The organism is Longitalea luteola (assembly GCF_017356035.1).
Lineage (GTDB): Bacteria > Bacteroidota > Bacteroidia > Chitinophagales > Chitinophagaceae > Niastella > Niastella luteola.
The window spans coordinates 146,510-166,042 of record NZ_JAFIQX010000007.1 but is presented as its reverse complement, the minus strand read 5'-3'; the positions used below and the strand labels follow the sequence as shown (position 1 = coordinate 166,042).

The following is a 19,533-nucleotide window of genomic DNA, read 5'->3' as shown; positions in this document are numbered from 1 at the left end:
CAGTTTTATTCTTTCTTATAAGTACTTTTCCGTAGCCGTTCTATGCAGGTGTGGCGCACTGTAGCGGCAGTTACAAGATCAAACGTATCGAGCACGGACCTGCACTTCATTGATGGCAGGCCGCCGGATAAGATAAGGCAGGTATGGTGTGGACTTGATTAATGTTGAATTAACAATTTTCTTCCTTCCAGGCGGCATTGCACGCCGATCTTCTCCAGGATGATCACCAACTCATTCAACGTAACATCTTTGGTCATCTTTCCGCTCAGCTCAACATCCGTAGGAATGCCATTCTCATAAATGACCTCTATATTATACCAGCGCTCGAGCTGATGCATCCCATCTTCAAAGGCAATGTTGTTAAAGTCGAAGACCCCGTTTTTCCAGGCCACCACTCTATCTATATCGGTGTCACTGTTGACAAAAACGCCTGGTTGCGCTTCCCGGCCAGTTGCCGTTTTCGCCGCTTTGTCTGTTGCCTGCGCTTCATTCACCGCCAATTTCTTTTCATCAACTACTATCTGTGCCTGCTGACCGGGTTTCAGTATGAGTCTTTGGCTATTATCCACCTGGCCCTTTTTACCTTGACCGCCTTGGGCAGGTTGTTTAGGAGACAACGTAATAGCAATGGAACCTTCCAGTAAGGTCGTATTGATGACCGGCTCATTTTCATAAGCCTTTACATTGAAATGTGTTCCCAGCACTTCTATTTCCGCCCGGTCATTCACGTTCACCCTAAAAGGCATTTTGAGGCCCGACCGAAGCCGCTGCGTGGCTACTTCAAAATACACTTCGCCGGTTACGGAAACCCTGCGCTCATTACCGGTAAATGTGGTGGGATATCGAATGGAGCTGGCGCTGTTCAGCCAGGCTTTTGTACCGTCGGGCAGTACGACATGAAATTTACGCGCTCTGGGGGTAGACATGGTATTGTAAACCACCTGGCTTCCCCTGCCCTGGTATATAAGTGTATCGTTGACAATCCTCGCAGTAGTGCCGCCCTGCAGGGCTACCACGCCATTATGAATGGTATCTAATAAGACCTCGGACCCATCAGCAAGGGTTAAAATGGCGCCGTCTTTTCCGGGTAAAATTTCAGTGGGACCGGCCAGTGGTTGCGGCGTATTATTTTTTTTAACGAGGAGATAAGTACCCATGGAAACCAACACAAGAATAGAAGCAGCCACCCACCAGCGACGGCTGATCACCGATCTAAGATTGCTGATAGCTGATTGCTGACTTCCGACTTCTGACCTCAAACTTCGGATTTCCGACTTCTGACCTCTGACCTCTGAGATGATCTCCTGGAAAGCCTGCTGCCAGTAAGGGTGGTCATAAGGATCGATATGGGGGGAGGATACAGGTTCCTGCTGTTCGAGAAAATGATCAACTTCGGCGATCAGCTCTCCGGTCTGGTCGGCATTGATGATCGCTGCGATCCGGGCATAATCATCTCCGGAGGCATTACCAGCCCGGGCTTTCTCCAGCAGGCCAAGCAGTTCGTTTTTAAGAAATGTATCCATGACACTAGTAATTGTAGGCAAAAAAAGCGGGCTGCACACCGCCACCTATAATAATGTACCATGAGAAAAGAAAACATACCTATTGATGTCAAAAAAAAGGCAAAATAATTCCGGCGATGAGCACGGCCGGTAGCAAAATGCCGTGTTCGGCGAGGTACTCCTTGATGAACTTTACGGAGCGAACGAGTGAGTTACGAACGGTTTGTACTGAAATCTGCAATTGATCGGCAACTTCTGCCGCTTTTAATCCCGTTTCGCGGCTTAGCAGAAAAATTCGCCTGGCCTGTTCGGGTAATAAGGAGGTGGCCTCGCGGATGAGCCGGGCGGTTTCATTTAAAGACACGATATGCTCGAGACTATCCTCTTCTTCGGCGGGGTTTTGCGCTTTGAATTCGCTGTACTTGCGATTGCGGGATGTCTGTTTCGCCAGCCAGCTGTACGACCGGTTATAGGCAATTTTAAAGATCCAGTTCTGCGGCACCTCAACGTCGGCCAGCGATTCCCTGTCGATCCATAAATACAGAAATACCTCCTGGATAATATCCTTTGCCACACCTTCAGACCGGGTCACTTTTAAAATGATGGGGTGTAAACGGGGTACATAGGAGTGAAACAATGTATTAAATGCTTCTTCATCTCCCTGTGCTACGCGGGCGAAAAGCTCTTTTTCGATATTTATTTGCCTATTATCCAACACTTTATCCCTAAGGCGTGTAAACTTACTTTAATTTTAGCACAAAAGGAAGGTTGCCTGAAAATGATGGGTATATTTTAATGGTATGATGCGGCGATCGGGCTTGTTCCCGCGCAGGATGTGAAGAGCTATATCGCCGTTCTATTCGAAGAACCGCCATTGAAGGTAGCTGCACAATCCTTCGAGTTCGGGGAAGATGGAAAATGCATTTACGCCGAGCGTATTAAGGTCGTTCAGCAGGTCGGGGATCTTTTCCGCCGGGATCTTCATTTTGACCAGTTTTTTCTGATACCTGCTGTTGTCATTGAGCAACCGTTTATCGACAATATCGTTTGAAGAATGAATGCTGAAGATACCTGACTGGTTGTTGATGCGTTGTTTGATAAGCCGTGGCCGGAAGATCTTTGTCTCCGGTACTTCGAAGGGATGGATCTCGTTCATGTTCTTCACAAAGTCGTCTTCAGCCGCCATCAGCATCCATACAATACCGGCAGGATGTTCCTGGCTATAACCACCTGGCCGCGAGGTAACGGCAAACCACAGCGCCGTTAAGGCATTGTCTGACCAGTCGAGCAGCCGCGTGGGTAGTCCGAAATGCTGGCCGAGCGTAAGATAATCCCAGTCGTCCAGGGCACCATGCGGCTGGATGAGCAGGGGATTGCTGCGTTTGAACTCATGGAGCATTTGCTTTTCCGCTTCCAGGATATTCTTTTTTGCATGCAGCCGGCCCAGTTTAGGCATTAGCGGGAAATCACCTGCCTGCCCGCGAAATACAACATCCTGCAATTCGCTGCCTGGCTGAAAACCGCTTTTATGCTGTTTGATAAAGGAGAGGTAATCTCCTATTGTTTCAACTGTTACCTCTTTCATGATGTGATGTTGTCAGTGAATACCCAGGCTCGATTTAGCCAGTAAAATAGTTTGTTCGTCGCCGGTGTATTTGCCATATTCATCAGACAGTTTTACTACAGGCGTCCAGCCCTTTCCGTGCGGGCAGGCTTCCGTCATTTTAATAACGATATTCAGGGCCGGCGGCCCTACATCATTGGTAAGGTTGGTGCCAATGCCAAATGACATATTGATCCTGCCCCGGCAATGTTCCGTTATGCGCGCTACTTTCTCGTAGTTCAACGCATCAGAAAAGATAATGGTCTTGGATAACGGGTCTATACCCAGGCGTTGGTAATGAGCGATCACTTTATCGGCAAACACCAGCGGATCGCCGCTGTCGTGACGCACGCCGTCGAACAGTTTAGCGTACATTTTATCGAACTGGCTGAAAAAAACATCCGATGTATACGTATCAGCGAGGGCGATGCCGAGGTCACCGCGGTACACCTGTACCCAATGTTCGAGGCCCATGGCATTGGCCATAGTAAAACCATAACGGGCAGCATGGAACATGAACCATTCATGCGCATGGGTGCCGATGGGTTTTGTATTGTATTGCATGGCCAGGTGCACGTTACTGGTACCAACGAAAGCCCCTTCGCCGTATGCACGAAGCGCTTTCAGAACGAGGTGATGCACGTCATACGAAAACCGGCGGCGGGTGCCGAACTCGGCCACGGTTACGCCCAGTTCCCGGTAGCTGCCAATCTTGGCGGCGGTTTGGGCCATCACTTTATCGTCGCTGATCCGGGCAGGCTGGCCCTGGCGGTAATACAGTTCACAGATGAGGTACATCAGCGGCACCTCCCATAAAATGCAACGGTACCATGACCCTTCCACATCCACTGCCACCTGGTCGCCATGCTGGGTAATAACCACCTCAGCCGGATCATACCGGTAGCCTTCCAGGAAATCGAGGTACAGCGGGTCGAGGTAGGGACAGGTGGCCTGCAGGTATTGTTTTTCCTCCCGGCTCAGGGCCAACAACCGCATGTCGTCCACCGCTTTGCGCAAATGGCCGGCAAACCCGGCCGGAAAGGAATGGCGGCCGCGGTTAATAAAGCGGTAACGGGCTTTAGCGTAAGGGAATAACCGTATGACTCCCTGCTGCATAGTGAACTTGTAAAAATCGTTATCGAGCATAGACACGGGCATATGGCTTTCCATATATGTTATAGGTTGTTGACAGGCATCAACATCCATAATTTGTGCCAGGCCTGGATGCCGGCTTCCTGGCTGATTATATTTACAACCAGCATCACAACTACTTTTATGAGAACCGCGACATTATTTTGCAACTGGTTGCCAGGGTAAGAGACCGGCATATGGCGCAAGGACCGCTTGCCATGATGCATATGGAGCACGAAATTGCGGGAGACATATTGAAAACGATCAGAACCATCACCAATGATTACCATGCCCCCGAAGGCGCCTGCAATACCTACCGGTTATTATATCATAAATTGCAGGAGCTTGAAAATGATCTGCACCTGCATATTCATTTAGAGAACAATATACTTTTTCTGAAAGCGATGCAACTGGAAAAAGAGCTTATTGGTTAGGTTTGCCTGAATGCTCTAGCGTGTTATCTTTTTATAACCGCCTTTCCCTGGCAAGCCGGGTGAAAGGCGGTTTCACATCCATCCATTGACGTAAGAACGAGGTAACGGAAATCGAGATATTCTATTTAAATTGAGTATGCAATAATCAGATCAATTCATAACCAACATTATTATAATATAATGACAGGCGTTGACGCGATTGCAGTGTCTTTTGATTCAAACGGATCAAACTGTTCAGGCAGGCTATATTTACCCATATCTAAAACAGACAAGCTGGCTTGCGTTGTATTCGCTAATGGGTTTTCAGGAACCATGGATTGGATCCTGCCTGATTTTGCGGAACGGTTTGCGAAAGCAGGATTTGCCGCATTTATATTCGATTACAGGTACCTGGGAGAAAGCGATGGAGAACCGAGGCAGGTCATCGATACAGAAAAGCAAAGAACCGACCTGAAAAATGCGGTGACATGGGTGCGCAATCAACCGGGAATTGACAAAACAAGAATTGCTTTGTGGGGTACGTCCATGGGCGCCAGTCACGTAGTGCAAACAGCTTCAACAGATCATGACATTGCCGCGGTGATCTGTAATGTGCCGGCGTTGGATGCCCGCAAAGGAACCAATGTAAAAGCCAAGGCAAAGGCCGCAAATGCCTCTCAACGGCAGATCATAACTTCAACCGTACGCCTTCTGGGAGCGGCCATTTTTGATAGCTTAAGAAATTTATTCGGCTTACCTCCTTTTTACATCAAAGTTTATGGAAAAGCCGGAGAAGCGATCTTTACAGATCCTTCCCTGGCACATCGTTTCAAAATATTGGCTGAAGGGAGCCCTACCTGGCAAAATAAGGTGGCAGCACGGGTATTGTTTAAACTACCCAGCTATAAAAATGGAACAATAGAACGTATTAAAGCACCAATATGCGTATCCCTTTCCACTAAAGACGTAGAAGTGGATAACAACTTCGTAAAAAAAATATTCTCACGATCGCCAAATGCGGAGATCAGGGAATATCCCTACGATCACTTCACTATGTATCATGAAGAAGGCTTTGAAACAGTGGTAACCGACCAGTTGAGCTTTTTGAAAAAGCATTTGGAGCGGGGTACCTGACACAACACCGTTTACAGGTCTTTCTTCTTAAAGATCCGCAGCGCCAGCAACAATGGCAATACGATCCATATTAGCATAATGCCTGTCGTGTAAAGTGTTCCTGTGCCGCTGCCAAAGAAATCTTTGTACAGCGCGCCGGTGTAACCCATTAATGCACTTACATCCATCCTCAGCATGATGAAGATCCGGCCGAGGTCGATGGGATTGAGTGCAGAAAGCAGCAGGGTAAACTTCTCCATCGGGTATTCGCTGAAGCTGAATAAGATCATCAGGACAAGACCATCATAGATCAAAGCAAAATAAAACCACAGCAGCAGGGCAACGCCGATGCCTCTTGCTTTGTCCCTGGCGCTCACAGCGGCCAAAAATGCAAGAGAGGTAAAAATAAGCGTGAGGGCCGCTCCGGTGAACAGGAGCGCGAGCCCGGTCTCGGAAAATGAGAATAACAGTACAGGAATGCCAACGCCCATAAAAAAAGCGCTTAATAATGATAAAGCCACGCCGCTGTATTCACTCAGCAAGATCCTGCTGCGGCTCAGCGGCTGCGAAACCACCAGTTCTATGAACTCATACGAATTATAGTAATGAATGGTAGTGAAGATCATGCTGATCAGCGGCACTATGATCAGTACGATATTCAATAAACTGAGGATAGCCTTGCTGTTGTTTTCTTCCAGTTGAAACAAACTAAATGAAACAGTCAGCAGGAACAGTGTATACACAATGATCACTTTACTGCGTAAGATATCATACAATACGTATCGGGATAGTTTCAGCATAACCTGTTTTTAGGGTAGTTTTTCGGATTCCTTAACAGCCAGCACTTCATCGATCCATAATGCTTCCTTTTTCCCTCCGCGCATAACCCGCGCAATTGCCTTACCCAGTTTGTCTTCGCCGGTTTCCTGGCGTAAAGTGGCAATATCTTTCAGAAAGATCATTTTGCCTTCCTGTAAGTATATGACATGGCTGGTGAGCTCATCCAGGTCGCTCAGGACGTGCGAGCTTATAAGAATAAGTTTGTTTTTTTTCTTTTCCTGCATGATCTTTTCTTTCAATAGCTCGGAAGAAAGCGGATCGAGGCCGGCAGTAGGTTCATCCAGGATCAAAATATCAGGGTTGAACAAAAACGCCAGCGCTGCACTTACTTTTTGACGCGTTCCCCCACTGAGCGTACGCATTGGCTTGTCAAAAATGGAAACAAGGTTGAACTTTACCAGGAGGTCATTGTCCAGTGATGCTTCAGGCGCCTTTCTGATGTTCTTCATCATGCTGAACAACTGGCCGATCTGCATATTGTCGGGATATCGTCCGATTTGCGGCATATAGCCAATGTTGCCGCGATATGCTGGATCGCCGTTTATCGGCTTCCCATCTACATAAATACAACCACTATCCGGCTTAACCATACCCAGGATTGATTTGATCAGTGTAGTTTTACCTGAACCATTGGGACCGATCAATGATACCACCTGTCCGCTGCTGAACAGGGCATTGATATCATCCAGTGCCTGCAGTTTTCTAAAACGCTTTTTCAGGTGTTCGATCCGGATCATCATTTGTTCGGTTTTATCACAGGTTTATTATCTATCAGGTTTTCAGGCGTAAGGCAGGGGATGGCTTTCTCCGCTTTATCCAACAATGAGACCATAAAACTCCGCATCAGCACAAGGGTGGCCGGATTTTGCTCAACCACCATGGCATACATGCTGACGGGGTGATACGGTACATCGCCGATACCGTCTTTATTTATGTCGTAGCCGTCGTACTTATCCCAGAAATTGCTGGAAAATTTGTTCAGCGTTTTGGTGCCATTGGTGGCAACGTCAAAGCAATTGCCGAAAAAATTATTATGATGAAAAATATTGCCGTCACAACTGGCCTGTACTTTTAACGCCCAGCCATTTGCTTTAAACAAATTATTACCTATATCTATACGGCTGCTGCCCTCCATCTGTATTGCTACTGTGTTTTGAATGAACTGGTTGTTTTTGATGAAACTGTTTGAAATATCTTTCAACAAAATGCCATAGGCACTGGGTCCCCAGTTCTTATCGAACACATTATTCTCCATGCGCACATTTTTAGTGTACATGACGGCCACCCCTGCCCCATTATTCCGGAAAATATTATCACGGTAGGTATCATTATGCGAGAACATGAAATGTAAACCATACCTGATATTCCCTTCGCTGATATTTTTTTTAATGATCGATGCGGTCACAAATTCAAAATAAATGCCATCCCGATGGCCCTGCACCGAGTTGTTTTCAATGGTCATGTTCTCACATTTCCACAGATGGATGCCATTGCCGGATAAATGTTCCGATCTATCAGGACCTTTTATAATATTGTTCCTGACAATGGAGCCCGTTGAATTGGCGATATGAATAGCGAAATAGGCGTTCGTAAAAACATTGTGTTCGATAAGAATATTTGTCGCCTCAATTATTTTCAAAGCAGCATAATCATTCATCGATGAATACCCGGCATTGGCGAAGTGAATGCCTTTGATGACAATATTCTTTCCGGTCAATGTAAGAATTTCATGTTTGTTATCACCGTCCAGTACGGGCGCTCCGATCCCTACTAAATGAATGGCCTTATTAATTATAATATTGCCTTCTTTGTATGTTCCTTTATTGAGCAAAACAGTATCACCGTCTTTTGCTGCTGTGATTCCCTGCCGCAAGGTGCTGATGTGCCTGTTCCTGCCAACAACGATCGTATGGGCAATAACCTGCTCCAGCGTAAAAACGAACAATATGGTTAACAGCCATTTCATTTCACAAGAATATTATAAAGCGTTGCCCAGTTGGTAATTTTACTTCCTTCCAATCCGGCAGCTTTCTCTTCCGCTGCTGCTCTGTTCTTAAATGCGGCAGCATTGCCACCCATCGGGCTTTTTAGCTGGCTGCTGACCACGAATTCTGCCGATGTCACCTGCACGAACTCATTGCTGTTATTATAATCGGTGAACAGGGTTTGATGGATATTAATTAATTCCACGTCACGCCGTTCCAAAAAGGCAGCCACACAATGGACGTCGTCAAATTTGTACACTTTACCTTTTTTGGTTATGATCTCGGCGCTGAACTTTGGATCCATAATGGTCATTTTGCATTCAGCACAGTTATCTTTTCCAAATAAAATTTTTTCGGGTTTGGGAGTGCAGCCAGCCAGGAAAAAGATCATCATCGTCATGGCTGCAAAAGCCGTTTGTCGGGTGTGGGTCATTGGTTTTTGTTTGCGGTTCCTGCGCCATTCAAGAAACCATATTAAAAAGAAGAGGCCGGTTACAACAACTATTATCCAGCCACCCGTATCTGGGTAGGAATAAGAATCAAAATTCAAAAGTTTTTTGTGCCCGATAACCGGCGGCTGATACGACGGGCCCGGAACCTGTATGGCAGCAGTAGGGTCCAGGTCGTGGCCATAGTCATAACCCCACATATAAAAGTCAACCAACGCAGCTACGCCGCCAACCAGCGAAAACATAAGATAAACAAAGAGCAACCTGCGATGGCCGGTGACGGCAATGACCAACCCAAACAAAATGAATGCGGCTAAAATGTAAACAAGGAATGTAAATTCCGGGAACATCTCAGCTTCGATATGCTTCATTCCGATATAATGGTTCAACCCATTGATGATCTCTACCTGCCCGGTTATCTTATTCAGCCAGATCTGCATGGATAATCCTTCAGGATATTGGGGAGCGATCAGGTAAATAGACCATACAGGAACAAAGTACATAACGATCATTACCAACGATCCTATTGCGATCAGCATCCTGGATATAGAACTCATCTTGTTCATCTTCCGTTCTTTAAACAGCTTCCGGGACTGTTACACCCCGGAAGCATTTGTACAATGAAAACGCTACCATGTAGTTATTACTCAGTTCCTGCAGGGGCACCGGCATTTACAGGTGCGGCTTGTGTGTTTACTGCGGGTTTATTGGTACCTGTGCTATAATGCAATGCTACATTGGATCCTGAGGGTGACACCCTTAAATACCCAGACATTTCCTGGTGCAGGGCAGAGCAAAAATCAGTACAATAGAATGGGAAAATACCGGCCCTGTCGGCCACCCATTTCAGGGACTGTGTTTCTCCGGGCATGATCAGGATCTCGGCGTTGTTTGCCCCTTTTATAGCAAAGCCATGCGGCACATCCCAATCCTGTTCAAGATTAGTGATATGGAAATATACCTCATCCCCCACTTTCACGCCCTCGATATTATCAGGCGTCAGATGCGACCGGATCGCCGTCATCCATACATGCACCTGGTTGCCTTTGCGTTCCACCTTCGTATGACCTTCGCCTTTAGCAGCATACGGGTGGGTATTCTCTTCGATCCTGAAGATCTTTTGTTGCTTGTCCATCAGCATGCCGGCCGGCAAAGCTTCTGCATAATGCGGTTCGCCGGTGGTAGGAAAGTCAAGGATCAATTTCATTTTTTCACCGCTGATATCATACAGTTGGGCGCTTTGTGTTAATTCAGGACCGGTAGGCAGGTAGCGGTCTTTAGTGATCTTGTTATACCCGATCATATACCTGCCGTGCGGTTTTGCTGTTGGTCCGCCAGGTATTGATAAGTGACCAATAGAATAATACGTAGGTACCCGGTCCAGCACTTTCAGATCGCTGATGCTCCACTTAACGATCTCAGAGGAAACGAACATCGACGTGTAGGCATTGCCTTTCCCGTCAAATTCTGTATGTAACGGGCCCAGGCCGGGTTTAACTACCTCACCATGCAAAGCAGCATCATATTTAATTACAGGGATGCCGTCGTATTCACCATCGAATGCCTTCTCTGCGATCGCTTTTTGGATCTTTGTATAGGAGAATACGGGGATGCTGGCAGCCAGTTTACCGGAGGCTACAATATACTCGCCGGTAGGATCCACGTCGGTACCGTGTGGTGATTTAGGACATGGGATCAGGTATAACATGTCGGGACAATCGGCAGGATCCAGCACCAGCACTTCATTCTTAATAGCCGAAGTCGCCGTATGGGTTTTCTCGTCATATACGTTGTGCGCATATTTGACCGGTTGTTTTTTTCCCTTGCCGGCTTTTACATATTCTTCTGCTTTTTTCCAGTTCACCGCCATCACAAAATCCTTGTCTTTTTGAGAAGCGTTCACCTCCAGCAGCGTATTGGCCTTTTCTGAATTATAGCAACTGAAAAAGAACCAGCCATGCGATTTTCCTTTGCCGGCGCGCGAAAGGTCAAAGTTCACTCCCGGTGTGCGGATCTGGAAAGCGATATTCATTTCACCGGAAGATGGATCGATGGATATAAAGCTTATGGAACCTTTGAAGTTTTGTTTGTACGTATTGATAGGAACATCACCATTCTGATCATCCAATGGCACGCTAAAACGGGTAGCCGCCACTATATATTCAGAGTTCTCGGTGATAAATGGAGAAGCGTGGTTGCCGGCGCTATTCGGGATCTCCAAAATCTCAGCGGTGCGGAAGGTGGTAAGGTCTATGCGGGCGATACGTGGGGTATTATTGCCATTGGCAAAGGCCCAGCGGCCATCATGTTCGCCCTTTGTTTGCGAAAGAGCGATATGGTGCTGGTCGTCCCAGGGTACAAAACCGTGGGACGTATTTAACATGGGTTTTGTTTCTTCGCTGAAGCCATAGCCGCTTTCGGGCGACTGGGAGAACACCGGTATGATACGGAACAAACGGCCGGATGGAATACCGTATACGGCAACCTGACCGTTAAATCCGCCAGAAACGACATTATAAAATTCATCGTATTTGCCAGGTGCTACAAACGATTTGGTGGCATCACCGGTTGCAGCAGACTGGGCGGTTCTGGGTTTACAACTTTGGGTCACTGCCAGGCAAACCGATGCCAGTATCAAAACCGTATTGGTTTTGAAATCATAAAATTTCATGTTACTTTATTTAAAATGAAATGAAGGGTTGTAACGGTTTATTTTACGCCATCATTGGATCGCATAAATTCAAGGATCTGGCGGGCATCCTCTTTCGCTATATTCTGATTAGGCATGCGAACAAGACATTGCTCTAATAATTTCTGCGCTTCCGGATCTTTCTCCAGCATCATATCTACGTTCGTGATCATATTCATGATCCAGTGCGGTTCTCGTCGCCGGGTAACGCCTTTCCAGCCGGGGCCTACCAATCTTTCATCAGTGAGCTTATGGCACGACTGGCATTTCATATCATAGATCGCTTTGCCATTGGATACCCATTCCTGGTTAAGCGGTGTAGTTAAAGTAACTTCTTCCGGTTTTATTTCAGAACCATGCGTTTCCGGTTGTTCCGTGGCTGTTTCAGCGTTCTGCGCATGTTGTGCTGCGCCGCTTTGTTGATCGTTGCAGGCGGTAAATAACAAATATCCTGTAAGCAAAAAGGCGACCGTGAATAAAGATTTTCTTTTCATCGTATAACATTGTGAGTTACTTAATAAAAGACATTAGTATCTTTTATGTAACAAATGTATTTGGGCGCATGGCTGTTACAGGTGACAGGCATCAACTGCCTGACTGATATTTGTCAGGTTTACCTGTTTACAACCCGCAGGAACAGGAACTTCGTTCCTCGTAACAGATGTTTTCTCAGCTTTAACTATTTTTTCGGTACATTGAAGGAAACTTTACAAACAGACAAGACTATGGCAAAAAGTAAATTATTACAAATGCACAATGTTGGCATCGTAGTAGAATCGCTGGATGACGCTATCGCTTTTTTTGCTGAATTGGGTCTGAAGCTCGAAGGCCGGGGCGCTGTTGAAGGCGAATGGGCCGGCCGCGTAACCGGACTGGGATCTCAAAACGTAGAGATAGCGATGATGGTTACCCCGGATGGCCATAGCCGGCTTGAGCTTTCGCGATTCATCACCCCGGCGGTCATAGCAGATCACCGCACTGCTCCTGTAAATGCGCTGGGCTATTTACGTATTATGTTCACCGTTGAAGACATCGATGAAATGGTGTCGAGGCTTACGAAGTTTGGCGCTCAGTTGGTGGGAGAAGTGGTTCAGTACGAGAATGCGTACCGGCTCTGCTACATTCGGGGAGTTGAAGGGCTTCTTATCGGACTGGCAGAAGAACTTGGTAATAAATGAGTGAGTGCTGCGTACAAAATGTGTTTGCGACAGGCTGGCGAATAATTATTTTATTAAAAGGTCTTTAACTGCCTTGTATATTGTTCCCATTACTGTGTTCGGCTTAGCTATTCCAAAGCCAACAGATAATAGAATAACAAGAATAACCACTATTGTCAGCAATGCTTTTGAACCGAAAGCTTTTTGCACTAATAAACAAACGTAGCCACCCAATCCAACCAACAAAAGGAAGATCAAATTTTTACCCCATTCTGGTTCTATATTTTGAGGGATAAAACAGCCAACGGCGAAAAGTATAAGTAGTATGGGAAGTATCAACTGAGAAACAATTCCTGTACCTTTCATTTTAGTAACAGGGGCCTGTGAAGAGTCTGGAGATATCGCGCCTGAAGGCTTAACTTCAATTTCAGTACTTACATCTTGCTTTCCGGAACCTGTGTTAGTATTTGTGTTGAATGAACTGGCAGCGTTGTTAAATGAGTTCGTGTTATTCGAGTTCGTATTGTAAGTGTTCTGTGTCACCGAATTGTTATAATAGGTTACATGCCCAAATACTTCTGCCAGTGACTTAAGTTCGTGTGCCTGATCATTATTATTACGGTTATCATCGCCATTTTTTGAAATAACAATAAGCTCGACATCCGGTAATTCAATAACACAAACGTTATTGCCTTTTCGGAAAGCTGCTTTTATCCGCTCAATTATATTGGAATGACTACGATGATCCTGCGGTTCTGTGGAGGTACCGCGCATGGCAGGATGAGATGGGTCTAGGTTAAAAAATATATTTGATTAGTTAAACATCTGGTTTTACAACATATTGAGGCATTTATAAACTAGATCCTTTAATGGCTGCAATATCTCGTTGCACGCCTGCATTACCCCAATTTTCAGGTGCAAAACCTTTAATCAAATATAACTTTTTCCTATTATTTATTACGTATGTGCGATTTAATTCAGGCCTATTTAGTTTAAAATCAGACAAGTATTGATTAAGATCAATTCCAAAGTATAGAGATGCTTCTACAATATTCTCTTTGGGATTGTTATAATAATTGCCATCCTTCTTACCATACTCGATACGGATAGCTACTCCCTGGTCAAATGGAACAACTTCAGCTTTTAACTTATAGTCAGCGTTCTCAGGAACCGTGACTGCACGCAAAGATGATAAATAGCTTTCTACCAGTTTAGTTTGTTCCTGACTCAGTTGTTTATCGTTGCCTTTATACATTGGGGTGCTCTTTGAGAAACATGTAGAATTGTTGTTATCTACAGGTGCTTCAGTAACGCCCTTTGTAATCATCATATTACCAGAAATTGAAGCTTTTTGGGGATATAAAGTGTTATCCTTATTATATGGCACACACAATCCTTTACCTTGAGTGCGACCTTGTATTGCTTTTTGTTTTGAATGATGATGCTTTCCCATATCTGATTCATTTAAATTACCGCAATTATCAGAGAGTTTAATCAAGGAGTTTGAACATAGGTAAAGGATAGCAACTTAGAAATCACTCAAATGCGGCTTTACACTTGTAATTTATATTTTTTTTTCTTACATACAAAATATACTACCAGGTTGCTAAAACACATGATCACGCTGACAGGAACAGGGTTGCAATTAGGCAAAGAGCACTAAAAAGTTTACACAAACAGTTGGATGTCATATTTTTGAAAACTTCATTTTTTACACTACTGTCTAATACATTTAACTCGAAGTTCAAAAAGTACCCATTTTTAAAATAGGTGTTTTTCACGTTTTTTACACCGTAAAAATACGGAACCCATATGCATGGTTTGTTTATTTTATATAAAAAATCATTCCAACACGTTAGATGTTTTCGAACACATTCCTAATTTATACTGAGACGTTAAAGTATTAATTTTCTTTGCATGGCTCCATTGAAAAAGGATGTTAAAGAAGTATTTTCTTGATCTTGAACAAGTGCATTACTAACAACATAGTCCGCTTCATTGGTGATCATTCTGGTATATCTGATAGTCGATCAAATTGCCGGGTTAATTGCGAGATAGAGAAAGATGCCGTTAACCTAAGTTTTGTAATAACTTGCCAACATTTAATCAGCATCAATGCAAAGAAGAACATTTATATACAACATGGCGGGTTTAGGCATCCTGTCATTAACAGATCCGAAAGAACTGTTCACTACAACGGTTGCTGCTGCTGACAATTATGTCATTGAGCAATTTGAATATAAAGGCTTAGCCCATTACTCTTATACAGTGATGGCTGATCAGAAAGTGATTGTCATAGACCCGCAGCGAAACCCGCGGGTATACCTGGACTACACCAAAAAACACAATGCTGAGATCGTGGGGATCATTGAAACACATCCGCACGCCGACTTTGTGAGTTCGCACCTGGAATTACATAAATACCTTCGCGTGCCGGTGTATTGCAGCAGCCTCACAAAACCTGGTTACCCGGGAACTGCCTTTGATGGTGGGAATGTTATAAAACTATCAGCAAAGGTGGTATTGCGCTCATTGTTTACACCGGGCCATGCGCCTGATCACATCTCAGTAGTTTTGGCATAAAATGGACAGGACATTGCGGTCTTCTCTGGTGATTCACTGCTGATCGGAGATGTAGGCCGGCCTGACCTGCGCGACTTTTCCGGCGATTTTGAGACGCAAAGAAAGCAACTGGCTGAAATGATGACCTCAAATCAACGTCCTCATTCAATTGCACATCGTATATATACACATTTCCTTGCTTCGAAACATTTCCGGCACATCACCATTAGCATCTTGTCCTTTGGCCTGCATTGGTCCTCTTTCACCCCAAAAATTAAACCAGTGTGCATCCAGGTTAACATATTCCGTATTCATATACTGAGAAGTAAGCCGAGTCCTTGCCTGGCTCTGGCGTACTTTTTAACACAAGGCTATAACCGTTCGTTGTATCCATGATCATATCAGCATTCAATATACCATCTGTTGTATTAGACTTAAAGCCAATGCCACCAAAATTGGTAAGATTTATTGAATGAAAGGCTCCGTTATGAATGCGGTCACCAGTAAAGGACAGATCTGCATTACCAAAATGTTTATCCCCCCTGCCTAAATGAATGGTATCACCGCCTATTACTGAACTCAGATCTACCTCTGCCTTTATTAAATAAGAACCCAGGCACATTTTGTGTATGGTTCTCTATGATCAACTCTGCGGTATCGCAGGTGTTGGTGATCTTCACACTATCGGCTTTGATGGTGTAGATGTATGGGGTTTGGGCATGGAGAGTTTTTTCAAGGCACAGTAATGCCAGAACGAACAGAATTCGCTTCATAAACAATTATATTTTTCTATTAACGCTATTCGATTTGAGCGGTTTCAATTTCATCATTGCGGGCAGCTATCAAATCCGGCTCTCTTTATTTTTAATTCTATAATCTTGCGTTTGCTTTTGCACGGTTTATTCAGCGTCTTATTATGCACAAAAACAGTAATACGTTCAAGTTTTCGGATAAGGTTACAGTTTCGTATTGTCAAAAAATTTCCCGAGGTCAAATAACGTCATTCAATAACGCCCCTCTATTCTCAGCTCTACCATATTGCAGGCCACTTATTGAGTACTTTTTGCTCTGACTCGACTTATTTTCTACTTCAATTGTTTGAAATCTATCAGTAACGATTGCACCCGGAATATATTCACATAAGAAATTATCCCGGGATTTACTCCGTTATTCTTTTGCAGAATGTTGCTCTATAAGCTCAATAGCCTTTTCTTATAATTGACTATTTATAGTTAGACCCGCGGCTGTGTTGGCAACATTTTCATTTGGGAGAAAAAGGCCTTCACGGAACACTACCCAATTCCATTAATATTAACTTTTCCCACATTATTTTCAACCGAAAAACCAGAGGCAAAACTATTTTCAAAACCTTCGCCTGTATTGCCTAACAAGTTTGTTCCTTTTTCAAATACATTATTTGTTAACACTACAATGTCTTCAAATTGACAATCAAAGAAATTGAAAAAGCCTGAAAACACATTCCCTTCAATAATTATTGGATTTTTATTGTGCCCTCCCATTTGGTAATCCACGTAGTTTTTAACTATGCTATTTTTCAACAATAACCCATGTACAAACCAACAAGAATGAATTTCGAAATTATTGATTACACAGTTTTCTATAATCAAATATACTTTTAATTCAAACACTCCAATGAGGTCAACCGTATCAATAATACAATTAATTAACTGAAAGGTTCTATAGCCTTTTAAATCATGCTTATTAATAGTCCCTATACGTTGATTTTCCTTTACCATTTTATATTTCCAAAATTTATAATTGTACCCTTAGTTACTCTCTTTGACACTCCTGGATACATATTAACAGACAAAATCATTCCTTCTTTTACAAATGCCTTGAAAGACTTTTCTACTCCATTGATCTTACCAATTAATGTATTGTCTCCAGCTTTCAATAAAGACATGTTTTAGTTAATCAGATCAAGACCCTTTAATGCCATCGTTTCTACAGTTAAACCTAAATCAGCATGGCGCCCTCCAGCAAAAGCGTGTTTCGAAAAATTCTCTAAAACTCCCTCGTCAAATGATAACCCTACCTTCGTAACATGCTCAGTAACCTGACTTTCAATCTTTGTTAATACATTATCTGCATATTTAGCAACTAGTCCTTCTACTTTCGATGCTTCAGAACCGGGCACTAATGTAGTAGCACCGTCCACAAAGCTCTTTACCCTCTGCTTTTCACCTTCAATTCCATGCGCCCTATGAACATTTCCACCAATATTAGTAATATGTTCCGCATTTCTAACACTGGCTGTTAACTGTTGTGGCAATGTGTATAATCCATTTGATATTTCATAGGTTATATTAGCTAATACATTTTTAGAATCACGCCATTTTTCAGTCCAAGCTTTCTTATTAGGATCATAAGCGGAAATAGTGCCGTTATTAAACCTTGGCGTTAATAACCACGTTGCTTGCTGCCTTAATCTGTTATTGACAGTACTCAACTCCCATTCCAAACCATCCTGATCAATCCCATCAATCGGTCTATTTCTCGCAAACTGATAAGGCGTTAACTCAGGATACTCTTTGGTAATTGGATCCACACTCAAGAACCTTCCAATCCTCGGGTCACTTATCCTCATCCCATAATCCTGCTGATTACCCACTCCCTTCACTTCATTATGATTCTCCTTACCATTAAACCCAAACCTATACCCACCAGCATTGTAACTCCTTCCCGGCTGCAACATGCCAAACGGGTAATAATCCTGCGCGCTCACCACTTGTGGGTTGAAGTAATCAACGGTATTGTTATTCAAAGAAACACCCAGCTTTTTATCACTCACGGTTACCAGTACATTACCCAAATGATTACTCAGTTCAAAGAGCTTGTCGCCACGTACAAAGGTAAGACTATCGCCGGTACCCAGTAATGGCATGGTAATCTTCGACGGATCAGATCCAGGCTCTGGCTCATAAGCCACATCCAAATTACGCCGCAATAAACCTAACCGGCTGCTGCCATACAAATGCAACTCAGACTGCGTTAAATGGCCATTGTTTACCGCAGGTTTGCCGGACTCATATACGCTCATCACAATTAAACGTTCTGAAGGGGGATTCATTTAAACCAATTCCTGCGGTATACACAGGCTGTAAAATCTTAAGCGTATCCGCACCTACCAGGTAAACGTCATCGCTAATTTTTAATAAAGGCTTTCTGAACTCCGTTCTACCCCGGCCTTTATTGAACAAGAAGCCAGGCACGTTTTGCGTATGGTTCTCAATGATCAACTCCGCCGTATCGCAGGTGTTCGTAATCTTTACACTATCGGCTTTGATGGTGTAGATGTAGGGTTGTTGGGCATTGAGGGATTCTCCCAGATACAGAAGAATAATAAGGAACAGGATTGGTTTCATCCCAAATATTATTTTTAACTATTTAAACTTGTTTTTATTAAGCTTGAAATCTTTTAAAGCCTAAATTTTTGAATAAATGTAGACATGCAGTATACGTATGGCTACTAAACAAATTAACTAGGGATGACTAATAGAATCAATTTGACCCTTTTGATTTAATCTCCATTTTATTTTTTCCATTATTTCATTTTTAGAACCTGCAGCATTGTACTTTTCAATAGTCTCAAATGTAGAATCATTCAAAATTGTAAAATTCAGAGAGCTATAATCTGAACTTTCATCATGGTCGCAATCAGAATAAATTGTCTTATAATCCGTATTTAAACGATCGGGGGAACTAAATATTAAAAGGAATTTATATACGCAATTCTTCCCATCATCATAATTAATTATTGCGCCTTTAAAACCAGAATAAAAATTTACGATGGTATCACCCGAAAAAGTCGAATTCAAGAAAATACCTGTGTACCACATGCTGTCAATATTGGTATGGTTCTGTATCTGTTGCGCAGATAGCTGACATTTGCTTAATACACTGTCTAAAAAAGTCATTTTTCTGTTCTGATTACCCATTCGAGTTGTATCCACCCTTACAATTACCTCATTCCTATGGCCCTTATTGTCTATTTTTTTCTTTGTAAATTTTTCCGAATTGCATCCAATAATAAAAATCGCGTAAAGACATAACTGAAATTTCATACTT

The 19,533-nt window shown here is 43.6% G+C and carries 21 protein-coding genes; 4 read left to right on the top strand and 17 right to left on the bottom strand.

Annotated features, from left to right (window positions below; translation table 11 throughout):
* Positions 1-158 precede the first annotated feature (158 nt).
* The 4 genes from JUB15_RS18020 to pncB form a co-directional block, all read right to left on the bottom strand.
* A complete protein-coding gene (locus tag JUB15_RS18020; RefSeq protein ID WP_207513893.1) occupies positions 159-1,523 on the bottom strand; it encodes a FecR family protein in 1,365 nt (454 codons plus the stop codon).
* Between the two features lie 88 nt (positions 1,524-1,611).
* Positions 1,612-2,220, bottom strand: a complete 609-nt coding sequence (locus JUB15_RS18015; RefSeq protein ID WP_207513892.1) for an RNA polymerase sigma factor — start codon at positions 2,218-2,220, stop codon at positions 1,612-1,614.
* A gap of 138 nt (positions 2,221-2,358) precedes the next feature.
* Positions 2,359-3,087: an FRG domain-containing protein gene (locus JUB15_RS18010; RefSeq protein WP_207513891.1), complete on the bottom strand. Its 729-nt coding sequence runs from the start codon at positions 3,085-3,087 to the stop codon at positions 2,359-2,361.
* Positions 3,088-3,099: 12 nt separating this feature from the next.
* Positions 3,100-4,275 (bottom strand): nicotinate phosphoribosyltransferase, encoded by a 1,176-nt coding sequence (pncB, locus tag JUB15_RS18005; protein ID WP_207513890.1) that lies wholly within the window; start codon positions 4,273-4,275, stop codon positions 3,100-3,102.
* Between the two features lie 41 nt (positions 4,276-4,316).
* On the opposite strand from pncB, the gene JUB15_RS18000 reads away from it, so the two are divergent.
* Together JUB15_RS18000 and JUB15_RS17995 are read left to right on the top strand one after the other, a co-directional pair.
* Complete coding sequence (locus JUB15_RS18000) at positions 4,317-4,670, top strand: hemerythrin domain-containing protein (RefSeq protein WP_369411554.1); 354 nt, start codon at positions 4,317-4,319, stop codon at positions 4,668-4,670.
* A 180-nt stretch (positions 4,671-4,850) separates the two neighbouring features.
* Positions 4,851-5,783 (top strand): alpha/beta fold hydrolase, encoded by a 933-nt coding sequence (locus tag JUB15_RS17995; RefSeq protein WP_255539649.1) that lies wholly within the window; start codon positions 4,851-4,853, stop codon positions 5,781-5,783.
* A gap of 11 nt (positions 5,784-5,794) precedes the next feature.
* Here JUB15_RS17995 and JUB15_RS17990 read toward each other — a convergent pair whose 3' ends face one another.
* The 6 genes from JUB15_RS17990 to JUB15_RS17965 all read right to left on the bottom strand — a co-directional run bounded on the left by JUB15_RS17990 (position 5,795) and on the right by JUB15_RS17965 (position 12,219).
* Positions 5,795-6,562 carry an ABC transporter permease subunit gene (locus JUB15_RS17990; protein WP_207513888.1) on the bottom strand — a complete coding sequence of 256 codons (768 nt, stop codon included), beginning with the start codon at positions 6,560-6,562 and terminating at the stop codon, positions 5,795-5,797.
* A 9-nt stretch (positions 6,563-6,571) separates the two neighbouring features.
* Complete coding sequence (locus JUB15_RS17985; RefSeq protein ID WP_242696405.1) at positions 6,572-7,342, bottom strand: ABC transporter ATP-binding protein; 771 nt, start codon at positions 7,340-7,342, stop codon at positions 6,572-6,574.
* On the bottom strand, positions 7,339-8,568 hold the full coding sequence (gene nosD, locus JUB15_RS17980; RefSeq protein ID WP_207513887.1) for a nitrous oxide reductase family maturation protein NosD: 1,230 nt from the start codon (positions 8,566-8,568) through the stop codon (positions 7,339-7,341). Before nosD ends, JUB15_RS17985 begins: the two co-directional genes overlap by 4 nt.
* On the bottom strand, positions 8,565-9,602 hold the full coding sequence (locus JUB15_RS17975) for a nitrous oxide reductase accessory protein NosL (protein WP_207513886.1): 1,038 nt from the start codon (positions 9,600-9,602) through the stop codon (positions 8,565-8,567). Before JUB15_RS17975 ends, nosD begins: the two co-directional genes overlap by 4 nt.
* Positions 9,603-9,679: 77 nt before the next feature.
* A complete protein-coding gene (gene nosZ, locus JUB15_RS17970; RefSeq protein WP_207513885.1) occupies positions 9,680-11,707 on the bottom strand; it encodes a Sec-dependent nitrous-oxide reductase in 2,028 nt (675 codons plus the stop codon).
* Positions 11,708-11,745: 38 nt separating this feature from the next.
* A complete protein-coding gene (locus JUB15_RS17965; RefSeq protein ID WP_207513884.1) occupies positions 11,746-12,219 on the bottom strand; it encodes a c-type cytochrome in 474 nt (157 codons plus the stop codon).
* Positions 12,220-12,450: 231 nt separating this feature from the next.
* Between JUB15_RS17965 and JUB15_RS17960 the strand changes: the two genes are divergently transcribed.
* Positions 12,451-12,903, top strand: a complete 453-nt coding sequence (locus tag JUB15_RS17960) for a VOC family protein (protein WP_207513883.1) — start codon at positions 12,451-12,453, stop codon at positions 12,901-12,903.
* Between the two features lie 45 nt (positions 12,904-12,948).
* On the opposite strand, the gene JUB15_RS17955 is transcribed toward JUB15_RS17960, so the two are convergent.
* Together JUB15_RS17955 and JUB15_RS17950 are read right to left on the bottom strand one after the other, a co-directional pair.
* A complete protein-coding gene (locus JUB15_RS17955) occupies positions 12,949-13,656 on the bottom strand; it encodes a hypothetical protein (RefSeq protein WP_207513882.1) in 708 nt (235 codons plus the stop codon).
* A 76-nt stretch (positions 13,657-13,732) separates the two neighbouring features.
* On the bottom strand, positions 13,733-14,335 hold the full coding sequence (locus JUB15_RS17950) for a hypothetical protein (RefSeq protein ID WP_207513881.1): 603 nt from the start codon (positions 14,333-14,335) through the stop codon (positions 13,733-13,735).
* 662 nt (positions 14,336-14,997) lie between these two features.
* On the opposite strand from JUB15_RS17950, the gene JUB15_RS17945 reads away from it, so the two are divergent.
* Positions 14,998-15,465, top strand: a complete 468-nt coding sequence (locus JUB15_RS17945; protein WP_207513880.1) for an MBL fold metallo-hydrolase — start codon at positions 14,998-15,000, stop codon at positions 15,463-15,465.
* Between the two features lie 539 nt (positions 15,466-16,004).
* Here JUB15_RS17945 and JUB15_RS17940 read toward each other — a convergent pair.
* The 5 genes from JUB15_RS17940 to JUB15_RS17920 all read right to left on the bottom strand — a co-directional run bounded on the left by JUB15_RS17940 (position 16,005) and on the right by JUB15_RS17920 (position 19,529).
* The gene (locus JUB15_RS17940; protein WP_242696404.1) at positions 16,005-16,217 is read right to left on the bottom strand and encodes a hypothetical protein; all 213 of its coding nucleotides are present in this window, start codon (positions 16,215-16,217) and stop codon (positions 16,005-16,007) included.
* Between the two features lie 519 nt (positions 16,218-16,736).
* Complete coding sequence (locus JUB15_RS17935; protein ID WP_207513879.1) at positions 16,737-17,201, bottom strand: hypothetical protein; 465 nt, start codon at positions 17,199-17,201, stop codon at positions 16,737-16,739.
* A 170-nt stretch (positions 17,202-17,371) separates the two neighbouring features.
* Entirely contained in the window at positions 17,372-18,535 is a 1,164-nt protein-coding gene (locus JUB15_RS17930; RefSeq protein ID WP_207513878.1) for an RHS repeat domain-containing protein, read from the bottom strand.
* Positions 18,492-18,830, bottom strand: coding sequence for a hypothetical protein (locus tag JUB15_RS17925; RefSeq protein WP_207513877.1), 339 nt, complete (start codon positions 18,828-18,830; stop codon positions 18,492-18,494). The genes JUB15_RS17930 and JUB15_RS17925 overlap by 44 nt, the downstream gene beginning before the upstream one ends.
* 117 nt (positions 18,831-18,947) lie before the next feature.
* A complete protein-coding gene (locus JUB15_RS17920) occupies positions 18,948-19,529 on the bottom strand; it encodes a hypothetical protein (protein WP_207513876.1) in 582 nt (193 codons plus the stop codon).
* Between the last annotated feature and the right edge of the window lie 4 nt (positions 19,530-19,533).

Coding starts and splice junctions, on each gene's coding strand:
- JUB15_RS18020 (WP_207513893.1), bottom strand. CDS start 1,523: ATGGATACATTTCTTAAAAACGAACTGCTTGGCCTGCTGGAGAAAGCC.
- JUB15_RS18010 (WP_207513891.1), bottom strand. CDS start 3,087: ATGAAAGAGGTAACAGTTGAAACAATAGGAGATTACCTCTCCTTTATC.
- pncB (WP_207513890.1), bottom strand. CDS start 4,275: ATGGAAAGCCATATGCCCGTGTCTATGCTCGATAACGATTTTTACAAG.
- JUB15_RS17995 (WP_255539649.1), top strand. CDS start 4,851: ATGACAGGCGTTGACGCGATTGCAGTGTCTTTTGATTCAAACGGATCA.
- JUB15_RS17990 (WP_207513888.1), bottom strand. CDS start 6,562: ATGCTGAAACTATCCCGATACGTATTGTATGATATCTTACGCAGTAAA.
- JUB15_RS17985 (WP_242696405.1), bottom strand. CDS start 7,342: ATGATGATCCGGATCGAACACCTGAAAAAGCGTTTTAGAAAACTGCAG.
- nosD (WP_207513887.1), bottom strand. CDS start 8,568: ATGAAATGGCTGTTAACCATATTGTTCGTTTTTACGCTGGAGCAGGTT.
- JUB15_RS17975 (WP_207513886.1), bottom strand. CDS start 9,602: ATGAACAAGATGAGTTCTATATCCAGGATGCTGATCGCAATAGGATCG.
- nosZ (WP_207513885.1), bottom strand. CDS start 11,707: ATGAAATTTTATGATTTCAAAACCAATACGGTTTTGATACTGGCATCG.
- JUB15_RS17965 (WP_207513884.1), bottom strand. CDS start 12,219: ATGAAAAGAAAATCTTTATTCACGGTCGCCTTTTTGCTTACAGGATAT.
- JUB15_RS17960 (WP_207513883.1), top strand. CDS start 12,451: ATGGCAAAAAGTAAATTATTACAAATGCACAATGTTGGCATCGTAGTA.
- JUB15_RS17955 (WP_207513882.1), bottom strand. CDS start 13,656: ATGCGCGGTACCTCCACAGAACCGCAGGATCATCGTAGTCATTCCAAT.
- JUB15_RS17950 (WP_207513881.1), bottom strand. CDS start 14,335: ATGGGAAAGCATCATCATTCAAAACAAAAAGCAATACAAGGTCGCACT.
- JUB15_RS17945 (WP_207513880.1), top strand. CDS start 14,998: ATGCAAAGAAGAACATTTATATACAACATGGCGGGTTTAGGCATCCTG.
- JUB15_RS17940 (WP_242696404.1), bottom strand. CDS start 16,217: ATGAAGCGAATTCTGTTCGTTCTGGCATTACTGTGCCTTGAAAAAACT.
- JUB15_RS17935 (WP_207513879.1), bottom strand. CDS start 17,201: ATGGTAAAGGAAAATCAACGTATAGGGACTATTAATAAGCATGATTTA.
- JUB15_RS17930 (WP_207513878.1), bottom strand. CDS start 18,535: ATGAATCCCCCTTCAGAACGTTTAATTGTGATGAGCGTATATGAGTCC.
- JUB15_RS17925 (WP_207513877.1), bottom strand. CDS start 18,830: ATGAAACCAATCCTGTTCCTTATTATTCTTCTGTATCTGGGAGAATCC.
- JUB15_RS17920 (WP_207513876.1), bottom strand. CDS start 19,529: ATGAAATTTCAGTTATGTCTTTACGCGATTTTTATTATTGGATGCAAT.